The sequence below is a fragment of the Streptomyces griseoluteus genome, assembly GCF_004784465.1.
Classification (GTDB): Bacteria; Actinomycetota; Actinomycetes; order Streptomycetales; family Streptomycetaceae; genus Streptomyces; species Streptomyces griseoluteus.
This window is the reverse complement of record NZ_SRRU01000009.1, coordinates 304812-324873: the sequence shown is the minus strand read 5'-3', so window position 1 is coordinate 324873 and position 20062 is coordinate 304812. Positions and strand designations below refer to the sequence as shown.

Genomic DNA, 20062 nt, shown 5'->3' with positions numbered 1-20062 from the left:
TGTCATCCATGAAGGACCGGGCGCTCGTCGCGCCCCGGGGGGGTGTCAGCCGCGCTTGCGGAGTTCCTGGGCGATCACCCTGGAGATCTCCCCGATCGGCCCGGCGGCCGTCATGTCGGTGTGCGCGCAGTCGACGTCGTAGTTCACCAGGGAGCCGCTCACATAGGGCTCCCACGCGGAGAAGTCGACCCCGGCGCTGTCGGCCGCCCGGTCGGCGGCCGCGGTGAAGAACACGACGTCGCCCTGGAAGACCGAGGGGGTGAACCGGCCCGCGAGCTGTGTCCCGTTCACACAGGCCGCCAGCAGTCCCGTCAGGGTCGTCTCGTCGAATCCGGCCAGCACCCCGCCCTGACCGCGCAACAGCGCGACTACCTCGGACAGCGACGGCTCGTAGCCCGGCTCCGCCGACGCGTCCACCAGGCCCATGCCCTCCAGCAGGCCGCGAAGGACCCGCCGTCCCGCTGCCTCCTGGCCGGCGACGGTGAGCGCCCCGACGGGCGCCGCCGCCGGGTAACCATCCAGCAGGGCGAGCAGCGACACCGTCTCGCCCTGCGCCTGCAGTGCGGTCGCCATGGCGTGAGCGATCACCGCTCCCAGCGACCAGCCCAGGATGCGATACGGGCCGGTGGGCTGCACGGTGCGGATGTGCGCCACATAGTCGGCGGCCATCTCCTCGATGCTGCCCGGGAGTTCGGCGGCCCCGGTGATGCCCCGCGCCTGAAGTCCGTAGACGGGCTGGTCGGGCTCCAGATGCGGGAGCATTCCCGCGTACGGCCAGCTCAGCCCACCGGCCGGATGCACGCAGAACAGGGGCGCGGGGCCGGGCCCCGCACCTCTGGCAGCCGCGCGCAGCGGCAGCAGCACCTGGAGGCCGTCATGACCACCCCCCGCCGTGCCGAAACGGTGGACCAGTTCCGCCACCGACGGCGCCTCGAACAGTGCGCGTACCGGGAGCTCCACACCGAAGACCGACCGGACCCGGCCGGCCAGACGCACCGCGGACAGCGAGTGGCCGCCCAGCGCGAAGAAACTGTCGTCGATTCCCACCGACGCGACCCCCAGCACCTCCGCGAACAGCCCGCACAGTGCCGCTTCCTGCGGATTGCGCGCGGCCCGGCCAGATGTCGCCCCGGCGCCAGGGTCCGGTGCGGGCAGCGCACCACGGTCCAGCTTCCCGTGCGGCCCCAGCGGCAGCGCGTCCAGCGCCACGAACACCGTCGGCACCATGAAGTCGGGCAGTGCCGTCAGGAGCGAGCGCCGCAGCTCCCCCGGGTCGACCGCCGCGCCCCGGGCCGCCACCACGTAGGCGACGAGCACCGCTTCACCCCGCCCGTTGTCCCGCACCGCGACCGCCGCGCCCTCGACCTCCGGCCGTGCGGCCAGTGCCGTCTCCACCTCACCCAGCTCGATGCGCAGACCGCGCAGTTTGACCTGGTCGTCGGCCCGCCTTACGAACTCCAGCTCACCGTCACGACGCCGTACGACATCGCCCGTGCGGTACATCCGGCCGCCGGCCGGGCCGTACGGATCGGCGACGAACCGCTCCGCCGTCAGACCGGGGCGCCCCGGGTAACCGCGGGCCACCTGGGGGCCCGCCACATACAGTTCGCCGGCCACCCCCTCCGGCACCGGCCGCAGACGACCGTCGAGCACATACGCCCGCATCCCCGGGACCGGCACTCCGAGCGGTACGACCGTGTCGCCGGACCCGCCGGTGACGGCGCCCGTCTCGTGGTGAGTGACCTGGACGGTCGTCTCGCTCGGGCCGTACAGGTTGACGCAGGGAACGCCCCAGACCCGGGCCACACGCTCGACGAGCCCGACCCGAGCCGCCTCACCGCCCAGGAACAACCGGCGCAGCGCCCAGGGCCCGCCGACCGCCTCCGCCGCGTCGCACACCCCGGGGACCAGGGAGGGCACCAGCTGGGCGACGGTCGTCCCGTTCTCGCTCATATAGGCCGCCAGCCGCTCCGGTTCCGCCGCCACCACGGCCGGGACCACCTGCACCGTGGCCCCGCACACCAGCGGCAGCCACAGCTCCCACACGGACGCGTCGAAGCTCGGCGACGTACGCGCGAGCACCTTGTCCCCGCCGTCGAGCGGATACTGCCGGGCCATCCAGGCCAGGTGCCCGCCGACGCCCCGCTGGGTGGTCATGACTCCCTTGGGCCGGCCGGTGGAACCCGATGTGTAGATCACATACGCCGGGTGGTCGCCGCTCGGCACCGCCCGCCGTTCGCCCTCATCCTCGGTGGCAGGCTCCCGCTCGGTGTCGGCAAGCCGCACCACCGTCACTTCCGAGTCCAGCCCTGCCGCCGAGGCCGCCGCACCATCGGTCAGCACCAGCGCCGGCTTCGCGTCGGACAGCAGCAGGGAGACCCGGTCAGCCGGATAGTCCGGGTCGACCGGAAGGTAAGCGCCGCCGGACTTGGCGACGGCGACCATCGCCACCAGCAGCTCCACGGACCGGGGCAGCAGCAGCGCGACCACCGACTCAGGACCCACACCTCGCCGCACCAGCAGCCGCGCCAGACGCTCGGCCCGGGCATCCAGTTCGGCGTACGTCAGCCGCACATCGTCGCCGACGGCCGCCACGGCGTCCGGCGTCCGGGCGACCTGCGCTTCGAACAGCTCGGCCGGCGTCGCGACCGGGCCCTCCACCGCCGGGACCGGTTCCCCGACGAGTTCTCTCCACTCATCCGCGGTGAGGAGGTCCGCGTCCCCGATCGGCTGGTCGGGATCGGCCACGAGGGCCGCGAGCAGGCGGGTCCACCGATCGCCGAGCCGGCGCACCGTGGCGGCGTCGAACAGGTCGGTGGCGAACTCCAGCCCGCCCGTGATACCGCCCGGCGCACCGTCTGACGCATGCCGCTCACGCAGCGCCAGCGACAGCTCGAACTTGGCCACGGCGGACCGTGCGGACTCACCAGCCGACGTCACCCCCGGGAGCCGCAGGTGGGCTTCGTCGTTGTTCTGGAGGGCGAGCATGACCTGGAAGAGCGGATGCCTGGACATCGAGCGCGCCGGGTTCAAGACCTCCACCAGGTGCTCGAACGGCACGTCCTGATGCGCGTACGCCGCGAGATCCGTCTCCCGGACCCGCCCGATCAGCTCACGGAACGTCGGATCACCTGACAGGTCCGTCCGCAGGACCAGCGTGTTGACGAAGAAACCGACCAGGTCGTCCAGCGCCTCATCCGTACGGCCGGCGATCGGCGAACCGATTGGAATGTCCTCACCCGCCCCCGAGCGCGACAACAGGATGGCGAACGCGGCCTGGAGCACCATGAACACGCTCGCACCCGACTCCCGCGCCAGCGCCACGAGTTGTGCGTGCACGTCCGGGACGATCTCCACCGGGACGGTGTCCCCACGGAATGTGGCCACCGCAGGCCTCGGCCGATCCGTCGGCAGCTCCAACTGCTCCGGCAGACCCGCCAGCGCATCCCGCCAGTAGGCGACCTGTCGGCTCAGCACACTCGCCGGATCGGACTCCTCACCGAGCAACTCCCGCTGCCACAGCGCGTAGTCCGCGTACTGAACCGCCAACGGCGCCCACTCCGGCGCGGCACCAGCGGCCCGCGCCTCGTACGCGGTCGTGATGTCCCGCGCCAGCGGCGCCATCGACCACCCGTCACCCGCGATGTGGTGCAGCACCACCAACAGGACACACGTCCCGTCCTCGTCGGCGAGGAGGGAGGCGCGCAGCGGGATCTCACACGTCAGGTCGAAACCGCGCGACGCCTCCTCGGTGAGCCTCTCCGCCAGCTCACGCGCCGAGTCCACCTCGGTCCAGAGGAGTTCGATCCACGCGTCCTCCACCTCCAGGATCTTCTGGTACGGAGCACCGTCAGCGCCTTCGGGGAAGACCGTGCGCAGCGACTCGTGCCGGTGGACGACGTCCCGAAGTGCCGCTTCCAGCGCGGAACGGTCGAGGGCGCCGCTCAGCCGCAGTGCGACGGGCAGGTTGTACGTGGACGCGCCCGTGCCCTCGAACCGGTTGAGGAACCACATCCGGAGCTGCGCGAAGGCCAGCCCCGGCCGCTCGGGCCGCTCCATCGGGGCGAGTGCCGCACGAGCCGCGCCCGCCGTGCCGAGGCACCTGGCGAGCTGGGCGACGGTGGGCGCCTCGAACAGCGCCCGCAGGGGCAGCTCGACCCCGAGCAGGGTGCGGACACGGCTCACCACGCGGGTGGCCAGCAGGGAGTGCCCGCCCAGGTCGAAGAACCCGTCGTCGACCCCCACCCGCTCCAGGCCCAGCACCTCGCGGAACACCGCGCACAGCACTTCCTCGTAGGGAGTGCGCGGCGCCCGCGAGGCGGTTTCCGAGGCATACTCCGGGGCGGGCAGCGCCCTGCGGTCGAGCTTCCGGTTGACCGTCAGCGGCAGATGGTCGAGGACCATCACAGCAGCGGGCACCATGAACTCCGGCAGGGACGCGCCGACGTACCGCCGCAGGGCGACCGGATCGGGCTCTCCGGCTCCGCTCCGACGCACGACATAGGCGACCAGCCGCTTGTCACCCGAGCGATCCTCAGACGCGATCACCGCCGCCTGAGCCACCTGGGGATGGTTGACGAGGGTCGCCTCCACCTCACCGAGCTCCACTCGGAAGCCACGGATCTTCACCTGGAAGTCCGCCCGCCCCAGGAGCTCCAGCGTCCCGTCGGCGTTCCAGCGGCCCACGTCACCGGTCCGGTACATCCGCTCACCGGTGATGCCGTAAGGGCTGGCGACGAACCGCTCCGCCGTCAGACCTGGACGATGGAGATAGCCACGCGCCAACTGGGCGCCCGCGAGGTACAACTCACCGGTCACTCCGACAGGTACGGGCTGGAGAGCACCGTCCAGGACGTACACCTGGGTGTTGTCCACCGGCGCACCGATCGACGGGGACACCGGCCAGTCCTCGGGTATGTCCCGCAGGGCGAATGCCGTGACGACGTGTGTCTCGGTGGGGCCGTAGTGATTGTGCAGTCGACGCCCGCCGGGCACCCCCGCGAAGAACTCCCGCACTCGCGCGTGCACGGCCAGGGATTCGCCCGCCTGCACCACGTCACGCAACTCGGGAAGCTGGAGCTTGAGTTCGGCGGTGGCTTCGGCGACAGCCTCGATCATCAGGTTGGGGGCGAAGAGTTCGTTCACCCGGTGTTGATCCAGCCAGAGCGCGAAGTCGGCGGGGTGGCGGCGTACTTCGTCGCGAGGAACGGCCAGGGTGCGTCCGGACCACAGGGTGGTGAACAGCTCCTGCGCCGCCACGTCGAAGCTGATCGACGTGAAGTTGGCCGTGACCACTCCGACACCGCCCGGGCGACTCCGCTCATGCCAGGCCAGCAGGCTGGTCATGGCGCCTGCCGGGAAGACAACGCCCTTCGGGCGCCCGGTGGAGCCGGAGGTGTAGATCAGGTAGACGGGATGCTCAGGCTGCAGACCGCGTACCTCGACCGGGCCAACCGGGGCCTCGGCCACGGTCCGACCGAAGCCGGGCTCATCGACGACGATCTTTTCGGCGGACACCTCGGCGGGAACAGCGCCCACCGTGTCCACGGCCGTGATCACGCAGACCGGATTGGCGTCCGCGAACATGTACGCGATCCGGTCCGCGGGATACTCCGGGTCCACCGGAAGATACGCCGCACCGGTCTTCACCACGGCCAACAACGCCACCGGCAACCACTCCGAGCGCGGCAACATCAACGCCACCGTCGACTCCGGCCCCGCACCCTTGCCCCGCAGCACATGCGCCAGACGATCCGAAACAGCATCCAACTCCGCATACGTCAGCCGAACATCCCCGAACACCACAGCCAACGCATCCGGACACCGCCCCACCCCACGCGCGAACAACTCCGGCAACGACACCCACGGCACCTCCACCGCCGTGGCATTAAAGTCCGACACCACCTCAACCCGCTCAGCCTCCGACAACAGCCGAGCAGAACTGACCCGCGCATCCGGCGACGACACCACATCGACCAACAGACGAACGAACCGCTCCACCAGACGCACGGCCGACACCCGGTCGAACAGGTCGGCCGCGAACTCCAGGACACCCGACAGCGCCGTCTCGACGCCGCCGTCCGGCCGGTGCTCGCTCAGGGTAAGGAACAGATCGAACTTGGCGGTGGTGCTCTCGTTTGCCTGCGCAGTCATCTCCAATGAGGACAGGCGAAGGTCTGCCTGGTCGTTGTTCTGGAGGGCGAGCATGACCTGGAAGAGCGGGTGCCGGGACATCGAGCGCGCCGGGTTCAGCATCTCCACCAGGTGCTCGAACGGCACGTCCTGATGCGCGTAGGCCGCAAGGTCTGTCTCCCTGACCCGCCCGATCAGCTCACGGAACGTCGGATCGCCGGAGACGTCCGTCCGCAGGACCAGCGTGTTGACGAAGAACCCGACCAGATCATCCAGCGCCTCATCCGTACGGCCGGCGATCGGCGAACCGATCGGAATGTCCTCACCCGCCCCCAACCGCGACAACAACACGGCGAACGCGGCCTGAAGCACCATGAACACACTCGCACCCGACTCGCCTGCCAGAGCGGCGATACGGGAGTGCAGTTCCGGGGCGATCTCCACCGGAACCGTGTCCCCACGGAACGTGGCCGCCGCCGGCCTCGGCCGATCCGTCGGCAGCTCCAACTGCTCCGGCAGACCGGCCAGCGCATCCCGCCAGTAGGCGACCTGTCGGCTCAGCACACTCTCCGGATCGGACTCCTCACCCAGCAACTCCCGCTGCCACAACGCGTAGTCGGCGTACTGCACAGGCAACGGCGCCCACTCCGGAGCACGACCAGCGACCCGCGCCTCATACGCGGTCGTGATGTCCCGCGCCAGCGGCGCCATCGACCAACCGTCACCCGCGATGTGGTGCAGCACCACCACAAGCACGTGGCTTTCCTTGTCGAGCTGGAAGAGAGCCGCACGCATAGGCAGTTCGCGGGTCAGGTCGAAGCCGCGGTCGGTGAACTCGGTGAGCAAACCGGCCAGCGACTCCTCCGTCGCCGAGGTCGTCTCGACCTCGACCAAGCCGGTCTTCGCCGGACGGATCTCCTGGAACGGAACTCCGTCCGCACCTTCCGGGAACACCGTCCGCAACGACTCGTGCCGCCCGACGACATCCTCCAACGCGGCAACCAGCGCCCCACGGTCCAGCACACCGTCCAACCGCAACACCACCGGCATGTTGTACAGCGCCGCCGACGCACCCTCGAACCGGTTCAGGAACCACATCCGACGCTGCGCGAACGACAACGGCACCGCCGCCGGCCGCACACCCGCGACAAGCGACGAACGCGCATCGTTCGCCTGTTGCACATGGACTGCCAGCTCGGCTACGGCAGGTGCCTCGAACAACGCGCGGAGAGGCAGTTCCACGCCCAGCACGGTACGGACACGGCTCACCACACGGGTGGCCAGCAGGGAGTGCCCGCCCAGATCGAAGAAGCTGTCGTCGATCCCGACCTTGTCCAGCCCCAGGACTTCACCGAAGACGGCGCACAGCACTTCCTCACCAGCGTTGCGCGGTGCGCGGAAGGCCGCCGTCGTCTCGAAGACCGGCGCGGGCAGCGCCCTGCGGTCGAGCTTGCCGTTGGGAGTCAGCGGGAGGCCGTCCAGGACGACCACGGCGGCTGGCACCATGAACTCCGGTAGGCATTCGCCGGCGTACCGCCGCAGCGCGACCGGATCGAGCTCTCCGGCTCCGTTGGGGGGAACGACGTAGGCGACCAGGCGCTTGTCACCCGGCCGGTCCTCACGCGCGATCACCGCTACGCGGCTCACCTGCGGATGGGCCGACAGAGCCGACTCCACCTCACCCAACTCGACGCGGAAGCCACGTATCTTGATCTGCTCGTCGGTGCGGCCCAGGAACTCCAGCACGCCGTCGGTCGAGCGGCGGCGGGCCAGGTCACCGGTCCTGTACATCCTCTCACCGGGTGCCCCGTACGGATCGGCCACAAAGCGCTCGCCCGTCAGACCGGGGCGACGCAGATAGCCGCGGGCCAGTCCCGCCCCCGCCAGGTACAGCTCACCTGTGACCCCGGCGGGCACCGGTCGCAGCGAGTGGTCGAGGACGTATGCGCGTGTCCGCTCCAACGGCCGTCCCAGTGGCACCGGACTGGTCACCTCCGCCGCGGACCGCCATACCGTGCTCGTCACGCAGAGGGTCGCCTCGGTCGGGCCATACAGCGTGCGCACCGTTGTGTCCGGGCACTGGTCCAGCACATGCCGCATCGCGTCCGCCGAGATCACGTCGCCGCCGGTGAGTATCTCGCGCGTACGGGCGAAGGCCGTGGTCAGATCCTCGGCCATGACGCGGAAGAGACCAGCCGTGATGTGGAGATGCGAGACGCCGTGCGACCGCACCAGGCGGTTCAGGTCGGCGGACTCCAGGGTGCCTTCGGGTGCCACCACGACGCGGGCGCCGTTCAGCAGGGGCACCCAGATCTCATACACGGAGATGTCGAAGGCGTGCGGGGCGTGCATCAGCACGCTGTCCCCGCGGCCCACGCCCCAGCCCGAGTCCACGACGAGATCCACGATGTTGCGGTGGGAGACCGCCACGCCCTTGGGCACGCCCGTGGAACCGGATGTGTACATCACGTACGCCAGCGCGTCCGGGAGCACGGCCACCTCGGGGACGGCGGAAGTGGCAGCCGTGGCGGTGTCGCCTACGACGAGCACCGCGACGCCCTTGTCCTGCTGCTCGGCGGTCACGGCGTGTCCCGCGAACGCGGCATCCGTCAGCAGGACGGGCGAACCGGCTTCTTCCAGCACCGCCCGCATGCGGGCGACCGGGTACCCCGTATGCAGGGGTACGTACGTGCCGCCGGCACGGAGCACCGCGAGCAGCGCCGCGATCAGGTCCGCCGAGCGCTCCATGAGCACGGCGACCGGAGTCTCCGCGGTGACACCGAGTGTGACCAGATACTCGGCCAATGCCCGTGAGCGGGAATCGAGTTCGGCGAACGTCCACCGGACGTCACCGCACTCGACGGCCACCGCGTCTGGCGTACGGGCCGCGATGGCCGCGAACATCGCCGGAAGGGTGGCCGGTGCCGCGTCGATCGCCGGAGTTTCGTCTGTCGGCCGGTCGGGGCCCTGCCAGGTGACGAGGAGCTGGTGACGCTCCGGCTCTGAGAGAAGGTCCAGTTCCGCCAGTCGTGCGTCCGGGTCACTCAGGGCGTGCGCGAGGAGAATGCCGTACCGCTCGGCCATACGCTCCACGGTGGCGCGGTCGAACAGATCCGTCGCGTACTCGAAGAGTCCCGACAACCCGGCCGCCTCGCCGTCCACCGTGTGACGCTCGGAGACATTGACGGTGAGGTCGAAACGAGCGGCGGGAACACCGGCCGCCTCGTCGGCTCCCGCCGACACGGTGAGGCCGGGCAGGCTCAGCTGGGCCGCGTCATTGTTCTGGAGGGCCAGCATGACCTGGAAGAGCGGATGCCGTGACATCGAGCGTGCCGGGTTCAGCATCTCCACCAGGTGCTCGAACGGCACGTCCTGATGCGCGTACGCCGCCAGATCCGTCTCCCGCACCCGCCCGATCAACTCACGGAACGTCGGATCACCTGACAGGTCCGTCCGTAGGACCAGCGTGTTGACGAAGAAACCGACCAGATCATCCAGCGCCTCATCCGTACGGCCGGCGATCGGCGAACCGATCGGAATGTCCTCACCCGCCCCCAACCGCGACAAGAGGGCGGCGAAAGCGGCCTGGAGCACCATGAACACACTCGCACCCGACTCCCGCGCCAACGCGGTCAGGCGGTCGTGCGTCGGCGCGTCCACCGTGAACGGGACGGCGTCGCCTCGATGGGAGGCAACGGCAGGGCGCGGCCGGTCCGTCGGGAGCTCCAGCTCGTCCGGTACGCCGTCCAGGGCCGCGCGCCAGTAAGCGAGTTGGCGCGAGGCCAGACTGTCCGCATCGTCCTCGCTGCCCAGCAGGTCGCGCTGCCAGAGGCTGAAGTCGGCGTACTGGACCGGCAGCGGCGCCCAGTCGGGGACACGGCCTTCGGCTCGTGCCTCGTACGCTGTCGCGATGTCCCGCGCGAGCGGCGCCATCGACCAGCCGTCGCCGACAATGTGGTGCAGCACAACGACGAGGACGTGCGAGGTCGTGTCCATGGCCAAAAGCCGCGCGCGCAACGGGATTTCGGTCGGCAGGTCGAATCCGTCGCGGACGAGTGTCGCGAGGCGCTCCGCCAACTCCGCTGCTGCGATGTCCTCCACCTCAAGTCCTGTCACCTGCGGTTCATCGGAGGCGAGGATGCACTGGAAGGGCTCGCCGACGGAGTCCTCCGGGAAGAGCGTGCGGAGACTCTCGTGCCGCAGGACCACGTCCTGAAAGGCGGCCTGGAGCCCGGCACGGTCGAGGGCACCGGTCAGACGAAGCACGATCGGCATGTTGTACGTCGATGCCGTCGCGCCTTCGAGGCGGTTGAGGAACCACAGGCGCCGCTGCGCGAACGACAGCGGGACCCGCGTCGGTCGCTCACCGGCGACAAGAGAGGCGCGAGCCGTTGCCGCCGTGTTGATGTGCTCGGCGAGTTGGGCGACGGTGGGTGCCTCGAACAGCGTGCGAAGTGGCACCTCGATCCCGAGGGCGGTCCGGATACGGCTGACCACGCGGGTGGCCAGCAGCGAGTGCCCGCCCAGGTCGAAGAAGCTGTCGTCGATCCCGACCGTCTCCAGCCCCAGGATCTCACCGAAGATCGCGCACAGCGTCTCCTCGCGGGAATCGCGCGGCGCCCGTGCTTCGGCAGCGGAACCCAGGTAATCAGGTGTGGGGAGGGCGTGGCGGTCGAGCTTGCGGTTGACGGTGAGGGGGAAAGCATCCAACGTCATCACGGTGGCCGGGACCATGAACTCCGGCAGTTGCGCGGACACGAACCGGCGTATGTCTGCCGGGACCACGGTCTCGCCGGAGGCCGGGACGACGTAGGCGACCAGGCGCCGGTCCCCCGGACGATCCTCGCGCACCAGCACTGCCGCCTGAGCGACCTGCGGATGAGCGGCGACCGCGGCCTCGACCTCACCCAGCTCGATACGGAAGCCCCGCAGCTTCACCTGGTCATCCGCTCGGCCCACGTACTCCAGGTTTCCGTCCGGACGCCAGCGGGCCAGATCGCCCGTCCGGTACATCCGCTCACCCGGTGCTCCATAGGGGCTGGCGACGAACCGCTCCCCGGTCAGGCCGGGACGGTTGAGGTAGCCTCGCGCCAGCTGCACGCCCGCGAGATACAGCTCACCCGTCACTCCTGGCGGAACCAGCCGCAGATTCGCGTCCAGCACATAAGCCTGGGTGTTCCACAAGGGCCGCCCGATCGGCGGTACCCCCACCACACCGCCCACCAGCGGAGCACTCGCCGTCGAGGCCACTGTCGCCTCGGTCGGCCCGTACACATTCACCAACCGCCGGCCCACAGCCCATCGCGCCGCCACATCCGGCGCACACGCCTCACCCGCGACAACCACCGTGACCGACGCCGGGAGACCGCCCTCCGCTTCCAGCACCGGCAACACCGCCGGCGGCAACGTCACATGCGTAACCCCCGACCCCACCACCAGCTCCACCAACCGCGGACCCGGCACCAACTCCTCACCCGAACCCACCACCAACGCCGCGCCCGCCAACCACGCGGGCCAAATATCCGCCACCGCCGCATCAAAACTCGGCGACGCAAACTGCAACAACCGACTCCCCGCCGACACCCCCAACCGCGCAATATGATCCGCAGCCAAATTCGGTACACCCCGATGCGACACCACCACACCCTTAGGACGCCCCGAAGAACCCGACGTATAAATCACATACGCCGCACCATCCACCGACAGCCGCTCACCAACCGAAAGGTTCCCGGAAGAAAGTCCGACAGCCTCACCTATTTTGACCCGGGGGGAATCTGAAGGAATCACGGACATGGTGCTGTCGTCCACCAGCGCCAGAACAGGAGCAGCATCCCGGAACATGTACGCGATCCGCTCCGCCGGATACTCCGGATCAACCGGCATATACGCGCCACCGGCCTTCAACACCGCCAGCATTGCCACCAGCAGATCTACCGACCGCGGCAACACCAACGCCACAACCGATTCCCCACCCACACCACGCCCCACCAACAAACGCGCCAGACGATTCGCCCGCGCATTCAACTCCCCATACGAAACCGACTCACCCCCACACACAACTGCCGCAGCATCCGGATCACACACCACCTGACGCTCAAACAACACAGGCAACGGAGCCACCACCACATCCGACTCCACCCCCTGCCACCCCGACAACAAATCCCGCCGCTCCCCCACCGACAGAATCTCCACCCCACCGATCACCTGATCGGGATCGGCCACCACACTTGCCAGCAGTCGGCGCAGGTAAACGACAAACGACTCGACCGTTGAGTGATCGAAAAGATCAGCCGCGAACTCGAATACGCCCGACAATCCCGCAGGAGAACCGTCCGCCGAGACGCGTTCCCGCATGCCGAGAGAGAGGTCGAACTTCGCCGTTTCGGTATGCGTCGATTCATCGGCCAGTGTCAGCCCTGGCAAAGTCAGTTCGGCCTGAGGGTTGTTCTGCAGGATCAGGGACACCTGGATGAGCGGGTGGCGAGAGAGCGAGCGCGCGGGATTCAACACCTCGACCAGGTGCTCGAACGGCACGTCCTGGTGGGCGTAGGCCGCAAGGTCCGTCTCGCGTACACGCGCGATCAGCTCGCGGAACGTGGGATCGCCGGACAGGTCGGTGCGCAGGACGAGCGTGTTCACGAAGAACCCGACCAGATCGTCCAACGCCTCATCTGTACGGCCGGCGATAGGCGATCCCATCGCGATGTCCGTTCCGGAGCCCATGCGTGACAACAGCGTGGCCAGCGCGGCCTGGAGCACCATGAACAGGCTCGCACCCGACTCGCGTGCCAGGTTCAGAAGTCCGGCGTGGGTATCGGCATCCATATCGAAGGGAACGGTGCCGCCCTGGTACGAGGCGACGGCGGGACGCGGTCGGTCCCAAGGGAGTTCGAGCTGCTCCGGCAGACCGGCAAGGGTCTGCGTCCAGTACACCACCTGTCGGTTCAGCACACTTCCAGCGTCCGAATCGTCGCCGAGGGCCGTCTGCTGCCAGAGGGTGTAGTCGGCGTACTGGACAGCCAGCGGCGCCCAGTCCGGGAGACGACCCTCGGTGCGCGCCGCGTACGCGGTGGCAATGTCCCGCGCGAGCGGCGCCATCGACCAGCCGTCGCCTGCGATGTGGTGCAGCACGACCACCAGGACGTGCGAGGTGGCATCAACCCTGAGCAGTCGTGCGCGGAGCGGAGACTCGACGATCAGGTCGAAGCCCCGCCGGGCCAGGTCAGCGGCAAGAGCCCGTACCTCACCGTCGGCAGCATTCACGATGTCCAGCCCGGCCCACGCCTCGTCCACCCCGACGACCTTCTGGTATGGCGTGCCGTCGGCGCTCTCGGGGTAGATGGTGCGTAGGGATTCGTGGCGTTCGATGACGTCCCGGAGGGCTGCTTCCAGGGCGGTGTGGTCGAGTGCGCCGGTGAGGCGCAGGGCGATGGGCAGGTTGTACGTCGCTGCCTCGGCGCCTTCGAAACGGTTGAGGAACCACAGCCGCCGCTGCGCGAACGACAGCGGGATCTGCGCAGGCCGCTCCTGAACAGCCCGCAGAGCCGTACGAGCCGACCCCGCACCCTCGATCGACTCGGCGAGTTGGGCGACGGTCGGCGTCTCGAAGACTGCACGCAGGGGCAGCTCAACGCCGAGGGTGGTGCGGATGCGGCTGATGACACGGGTGGCGAGGAGAGAGTGTCCGCCGAGGTCGAAGAAGCTGTCGTCGATCCCGACCCTGTCCAGACCCAGCACCTCGGCGAAGACCGCGCACAGCAATTCCTCACGTGGCGTGCGCGGAGCGCGGGAGGTGGCTGCCGCTGTGTATTCGGGGGCGGGAAGCGCGCGCCGGTCAAGCTTGCCGTTCGCCGTCACCGGCAGTGAGTCCAGCACGACCACCGCAGCCGGGACCATGAACTCCGGCAGAACTTCGCCGACGTAGCGCCGCAGCGCGATCGGATCCGGTTCCTCTGCACGACTCGCCGGTACGACGTATCCGACCAGCCGTTTGTCCCCTGGCTGGTCCTCCCGTGCGATCACCGCGACCTGAGCCACCTGCGGGTGCGCGGCGAGAGCGGTCTCGACCTCACCGAGTTCGACTCGGAAGCCGCGGATCTTCACCTGGAAGTCCGCCCGCCCCAAAAACTCCACCGTGCCGTCGGCATTCCAGCGGGCGACATCACCCGTGCGGTACATCCGCTCACCCGCAGCCCCGAACGGGCTGGCCACGAAGCGCTCCGCTGTAAGCCCGGGACGGTTCAGATAGCCCCGCGCGAGCTGCACACCCGCCAGATACAGCTCACCGGTCACCCCCACCGGTACCGGCTGAAGCCGGTCGTCCAGGACGTAGACCTGGCTGTTGGCCACCGGCCGGCCGATCGAGGGAAACACCGGCCACGACCCGGGATCGCCTTCCAGCGTCAGCGCTGTGATCACATGCGTCTCGGTCGGCCCGTAATAGTTGTGCAGACGCCGCCCCGGCACCGAAGCGAAGAACTCCCGCACCCGCTCATGCACCGCCAGCGCCTCACCCGCCTGCGCCACATCACACAACGCCGGCACAACCACACCCAGCTCCGCGGCCGCCTCCGCAACCGCCTCCACCATCGGCATCGGCGCGAACAACTCACCCACACCGTGCGCCTCGAACCAGCGCACCAACTCCACCGGATGACGCCGCACCTCATCCCCCGGCACCACCAACGTCTTGCCCTGCCACAACGCCGAGAACAACTCCTGCGCCGCCGCATCAAAACTCAACGCCGCGAACTGACCCGTCCGCACCCCACCACCAGCAGGCATCACCCCCGCATGCCACACCAGCAAATTCACCAACGCACCCGCAGGAAACACCACACCCTTCGGACGCCCCGTCGAACCCGACGTATAAATCACATACACCGGATGCTCAGGCCGCAGACCACCCACCCCGACCGGACCAGCCGGCACCCCGGCAAGAACCTCCCCGAAACCGGCCGCGTCAACAACAATCCGCTCAGCCGATGCCCCCTCCGGCACCTGCCCGACGGTCGCGCTGACAGCCATAACGCACACCGGCTCCGCATCCGCGAACATGTACGCGATCCGGTCCGCGGGATACTCCGGGTCCACCGGAAGATACGCCGCACCGGTCTTCACCACAGCCAGCAACGCAATGGGCAACCACTCCGAGCGCGGCAGCATCAACGCCACCGTCGACTCCGGCCCCGCACCCTTGCCACGCAACACATGCGCCAGACGATCCGAAACAGCATCCAACTCCGCATACGTCAGCCGCACATCACCGAACACCACAGCCAACGCATCCGGACACCGCCCCACCCCACGCGCGAACAACTCCGGCAACGACACCCACGGCACCTCCACCGCCGTGTCATTGAACCCCCGGACCAACTCCGCACGCTCACCCACCGACAACAGCCGAGCAGAACTGACCCGCGCATCCGGCGACGACACCACGCCACCCAACACGCGGACGAACCGCTCGGCCAGCCGCTCGGCCGAAGCCCTGTCGAACAGGTCGACCGCAAACTCCAGGTGCCCCTCCAACCCGAGCATCCGACCATCTACGCCGAACCGCTCACCTACGGAGAGCAACAGATCGAACTTGGACGTCTGCGTCCCCAGCTGCTCGACCCCCAACTCCAACCCCGGAAGGCGAAGGTCTGCCTGCTCGTTGTTCTGGAGGACGAGCATGACCTGGAAGAGCGGATGCCGTGACATCGAGCGCGCCGGGTTCAGCACCTCCACCAAGTGCTCGAACGGCACATCCTGATGCGCGTAGGCCGCCAGGTCCGTCTCCCTGACCCGCCCGATCAGCTCACGGAACGTCGGATCACCCGACACGTCCGTCCGCAAAACCAGCGTGTTCACGAAGAACCCGACCAGATCATCCAGCGCCTCATCCATACGGCCGGCGATCGGCGAACCGATCGCAATGTCCTCACCCGCCCCCAACCGCGACAACAACACGGCGAACGCGGCCTGAAGCACCATGAACACACTCGCACCCGACTCCCGCGCCAACCCCACGAGACCCGCATGCAGCTCCGGACCGATCTCCACCGCAACCGTGTCCCCACGGAACGTGGCCACCGCCGGCCTCGCCCGATCCGTCGGCAGCTCCAACTGCTCCGGCACACCCGCCAACGCGCGCGTCCAGAACCCCACCTGCCGACTCAGCACACTTTCCTGATCGGACTCCTCACCCAACAACTCCCGCTGCCACAAGGCGTAGTCCGCGTACTGCACCGGCAGCGGCGCCCACTCCGGCGCGTTGCCAGCGATCCGCGCCTCGTAGGCGGTAGCCACATCACGGACCAGAGGTGCCATCGACCAACCGTCACCGGCAATGTGGTGGAGAACGAGCACCAAGACGTTCGACGTCTCGTCCTGGCTGAAGAGCCGTGCCCTCAAGGGAACTTCGGTGGCCAAGTCAAAGCCACGGGTGGTGAACTCAGTCATGACGCGCCGCAGGCCGGCGTCGGCGGCGGTGGCCGTCGTCAGTGCCGGCGCTACCGCGTGCGTGGGCAGGATCTTTTGGTACGGCTGGCCGGACGCGTCCTCCGGGTACACGGTTCGCAGGGACTCGTGGCGATCGATAACGTCTGCCAACGCCGCTGCCAGCGCCTGCTGGTCCAGCGTGCCGTCGAGCCACAAGGCGAAGGCGACGTTGTAGGTGGAGGCGTCGGTGCCCTCCAGCCGATTGAGGAACCACATGCGCCGCTGAGCGAATGACAACGGCACGGCCGCCGGCCGCTCCACAGCCGACACCCCGGCCCGCGCACCCTCGGCACGATCGATCCACTCCGCCAGCAACGCCACAGACGGTGCCTCGAACACTGCCCGCAGTGGCAGTTCCACGCCGAGCACCGCGCGTACGCGGCTGACGACACGAGTCGCTGACAACGAGTGGCCGCCCAGATCGAAGAAGTTCTCCTCGACCCCGACCCGTTCCGCACCTAGGACCTGAGCGAACACTCCGCACAGCACGTCCTCCCGTACCGTGCGCGCCGCACGCGTGAGCGTTGCGGCACCGAACTCCGGCACTGGCAGCGCACGCCGGTCCACCTTGCCGTTGGCCGTCAGCGGGAGCGCGTCCAACACGGACACCACCGACGGCATCATGAACTCGGGCAGGCGCTCCCTCAGGGCTCGACGCAGTTCGGAGCCGTCGATCTCGGTGCCGGGGGCTGGGACGACATAGGCGATGAGGTGAGTGTCGCCGTGCCGCTCGTGCGGCATGACGAAGGCCCGGGCCACACCGTCGTGTGTCGTGAGAGTGGCCTCGACTTCGCCGAGTTCGACACGGAAGCCGCGGATCTTCACCTGGGAGTCGACGCGTCCGAGGAACTCGACGGTGCCATCGGCGCGCCAGCGGGCCAAGTCGCCGGTGCGGTACATGCGTTCGCCCGGGTTGCCGTGGGGGTTCGCGACGAAGCGCTCGGCGGTCAGGGCGGGGCGGTCCAGATAGCCACGGGCCAGCTGTATCCCCGCAAGGTAAAGTTCCCCGGCCACGCCCACCGGGACGGGCCGCAGACGGCGATCCAGGATGTAGACCCGGGTATTGGCGACGGGGCGGCCTATCGGCGCGCTCCCGGTCTCAACGCTGTCCCGGCACTCCCAGGCGGTCACGTCCACCGCGGCCTCGGTGGGACCGTACAGGTTGACGAGCCGGGTGGTGCCGAAGGCGGTGCGAAAGGCTGCGGCGAGGGGTAGCGGCAGGGCCTCACCACTGCAGAACACGGTGCGTACGGTTTCCGCACAGCGGGCGGCAGTGGGCTCCGCCAGGAACACGGCGAGCATCGACGGCACGAAGTGCAGGGTGGTGATCCGCTCGGTGCGGATCAGCTCCGCGAGGTACGCGGGGTCCCGGTGTCCGCCGGCCCTCGCCAGGACCAGGGTCGCTCCGACCCGCAGTGGCCAGAAGAACTCCCACACCGAGACATCGAAGCCCGCCGGGGTCTTCTGCAGGACGCGGTCTCCGGGGCCTTGCGGATGGTCGGCCTGCATCCAGGCCAGCCGGTTGTCGACAGCCGCGTGTGTCACAACGACGCCCTTGGGACGCCCTGTGGAGCCGGAGGTGTGGATGACGTAGGCGGGGTGGGAGGGCGACAGCGGTGCGGTGCGGTCGGCGTCGGTCAGATCGGTGTCGGGGCCGGTGAGCAGGGCCGCACGTACGCCGGGATCGTCGAGGAGGATGTGGCGGGTGCCGTCCGGCAGCAGGCCCGCTGTGGCGTCGCAGGCCATCACGCTGACAGGGTCGGCGTCGGCGAGGATGCCGCGCAGGCGGTCGGCCGGATAGTCCGGGTCCAGCGGGAGGTAGGCCGCTCCCGCCTTCACCACCGCGTACATGGCGACGACGAGGTCCACGGACCGGTGCAGCGCGAGTCCCACCGTGCGCTCGGGGCCGGCGCCGTGCTCGACGAGCAGCCGGGCGAGCCGGTTCGCACGGCTGTTGAGTTCCGCGTAGGAGAGCCGGGTGTCGTCGTACACGACGGCGGTGGCGTCGGGGGTGCGCGCTGCCTGCCGTTCGAAGGCCGCGGTCAGCACGGGCAGAGTGTCGGCGGCATGGTCGGTCGCCGTGTCGTTCCACTCGTGCAGAATGCGGCGGCGGTCGTCGTCCGACAGGACATCGACGTGCCCGGCCTGAGTCTGCGGATCGCTGAGCAGCAGGAGAAGCACGCGCTGGAACCGCTCCAGGTGCAGGGCGACTTCTTCGGCCGTGTGCCTGGCTGTGTTGCCGTCGAGGTCGATGCGCAGGCCGCTCTCACCGGCGCGGTCGTACACCGCGAAGGCGAGGTCGTCCACCGGGCCGTTTGCGAGGTTGCTCATCGTGGCTCGGTGGCCACCGAAGGACAGGCCGTCGTCGAAGGGCATGACGTTGACCATGGGTCCGAAGAAGTGACCTCTGCCGAAGCCGGCTCCGGTGTCGCGCACCATGTCCTCGTGGCGGTAGCGCTGGTGGCGCAGTGCCGCTTTCATCTCGCGTGCCGTCTCGGTGATGGTCTGCCGGAACGTGTGGTGCGCGGGCACGGGCACGCGCAGGGGTACGACATTGGAGAGCATGCCGGGGGTGCGGCGTGACACCGGGCTCGTGCGGGCTGCGACGGGCAGGCTGAGGAGGACGTCGGAGGAGCCGGTCAGGCTCTGGAAGTAGACGGCGGTGGCGGCGGTGAGGACGACTGACCAGTGGGTCCTGGCTTCGCGCGCGATGGAGCGCAGCGTCTCACCGATGCTGGTCGGCAGGTGGGCGGTGATCCGTACGGTGGCGGGCAAGGGAGATCCCTCCGGTCCGACGGTCCTGGCCCTGGGCGGGGTGCACGCGGGTGCCGCTGGTTCATGGTCCGCGAGGCGGGACGACCAGTACGCACGGTCCTGTTCGAAGGCGTCGGAAGCCCGATAGGCGCGCTCCTCGCTCAGGAGGTCCGCGAGGGAACCGAAGGGGGTGTCGCTCGGGGTGGTGCCGGCGATCAGTGCGTTATAGATGTCAGCGAGGCGGCGGGTGAACAGGGCGCCGCCGTAGCCGTCCACGGCCACGTGGTGGGCGCGTTGGTACCACAAATGGTGGTCCTCGGCGAGTTTGAGCAGGAGGAAGGCGTACTGGCAGTCACCCTTCAGAAGGTCGAGTCTACGGGCCAGGTCCGCTTGGATGATCGACTCGGCGGCGTTGTCGGGCGACGGTTCCCCGGAAAAATCGTGGAACACCAGGCCCGAGCCGCGCTCAGGCAGGAGGGTTTGACGGACCTCCCCTTCTTCTTCGGTGTAGGAGACTCGGAACGTCTCCATTTCCGCCAGAAGTTGGTTTATGGACAGCCGGAAGACTGCCACGTCCACGGGGCCATGAATCTCGACGCATTGCGCCACGTTGTACTCGAGATCCGTGACGCTGATTTGATGGGCGAACCATATGCCCGACTGAGCAGCGGACAGCGGCCAGGACACACGA

1 protein-coding gene is annotated in these 20062 nt (G+C 68.8%); it reads right to left on the bottom strand.

Annotated features, from left to right (window positions below; genetic code table 11):
* Positions 1-45 precede the first annotated feature (45 nt).
* Positions 46-20058, bottom strand: coding sequence for a non-ribosomal peptide synthase/polyketide synthase (locus E5082_RS24775; RefSeq protein WP_167514129.1), 20013 nt, complete (start codon positions 20056-20058; stop codon positions 46-48).
* Between the last annotated feature and the right edge of the window lie 4 nt (positions 20059-20062).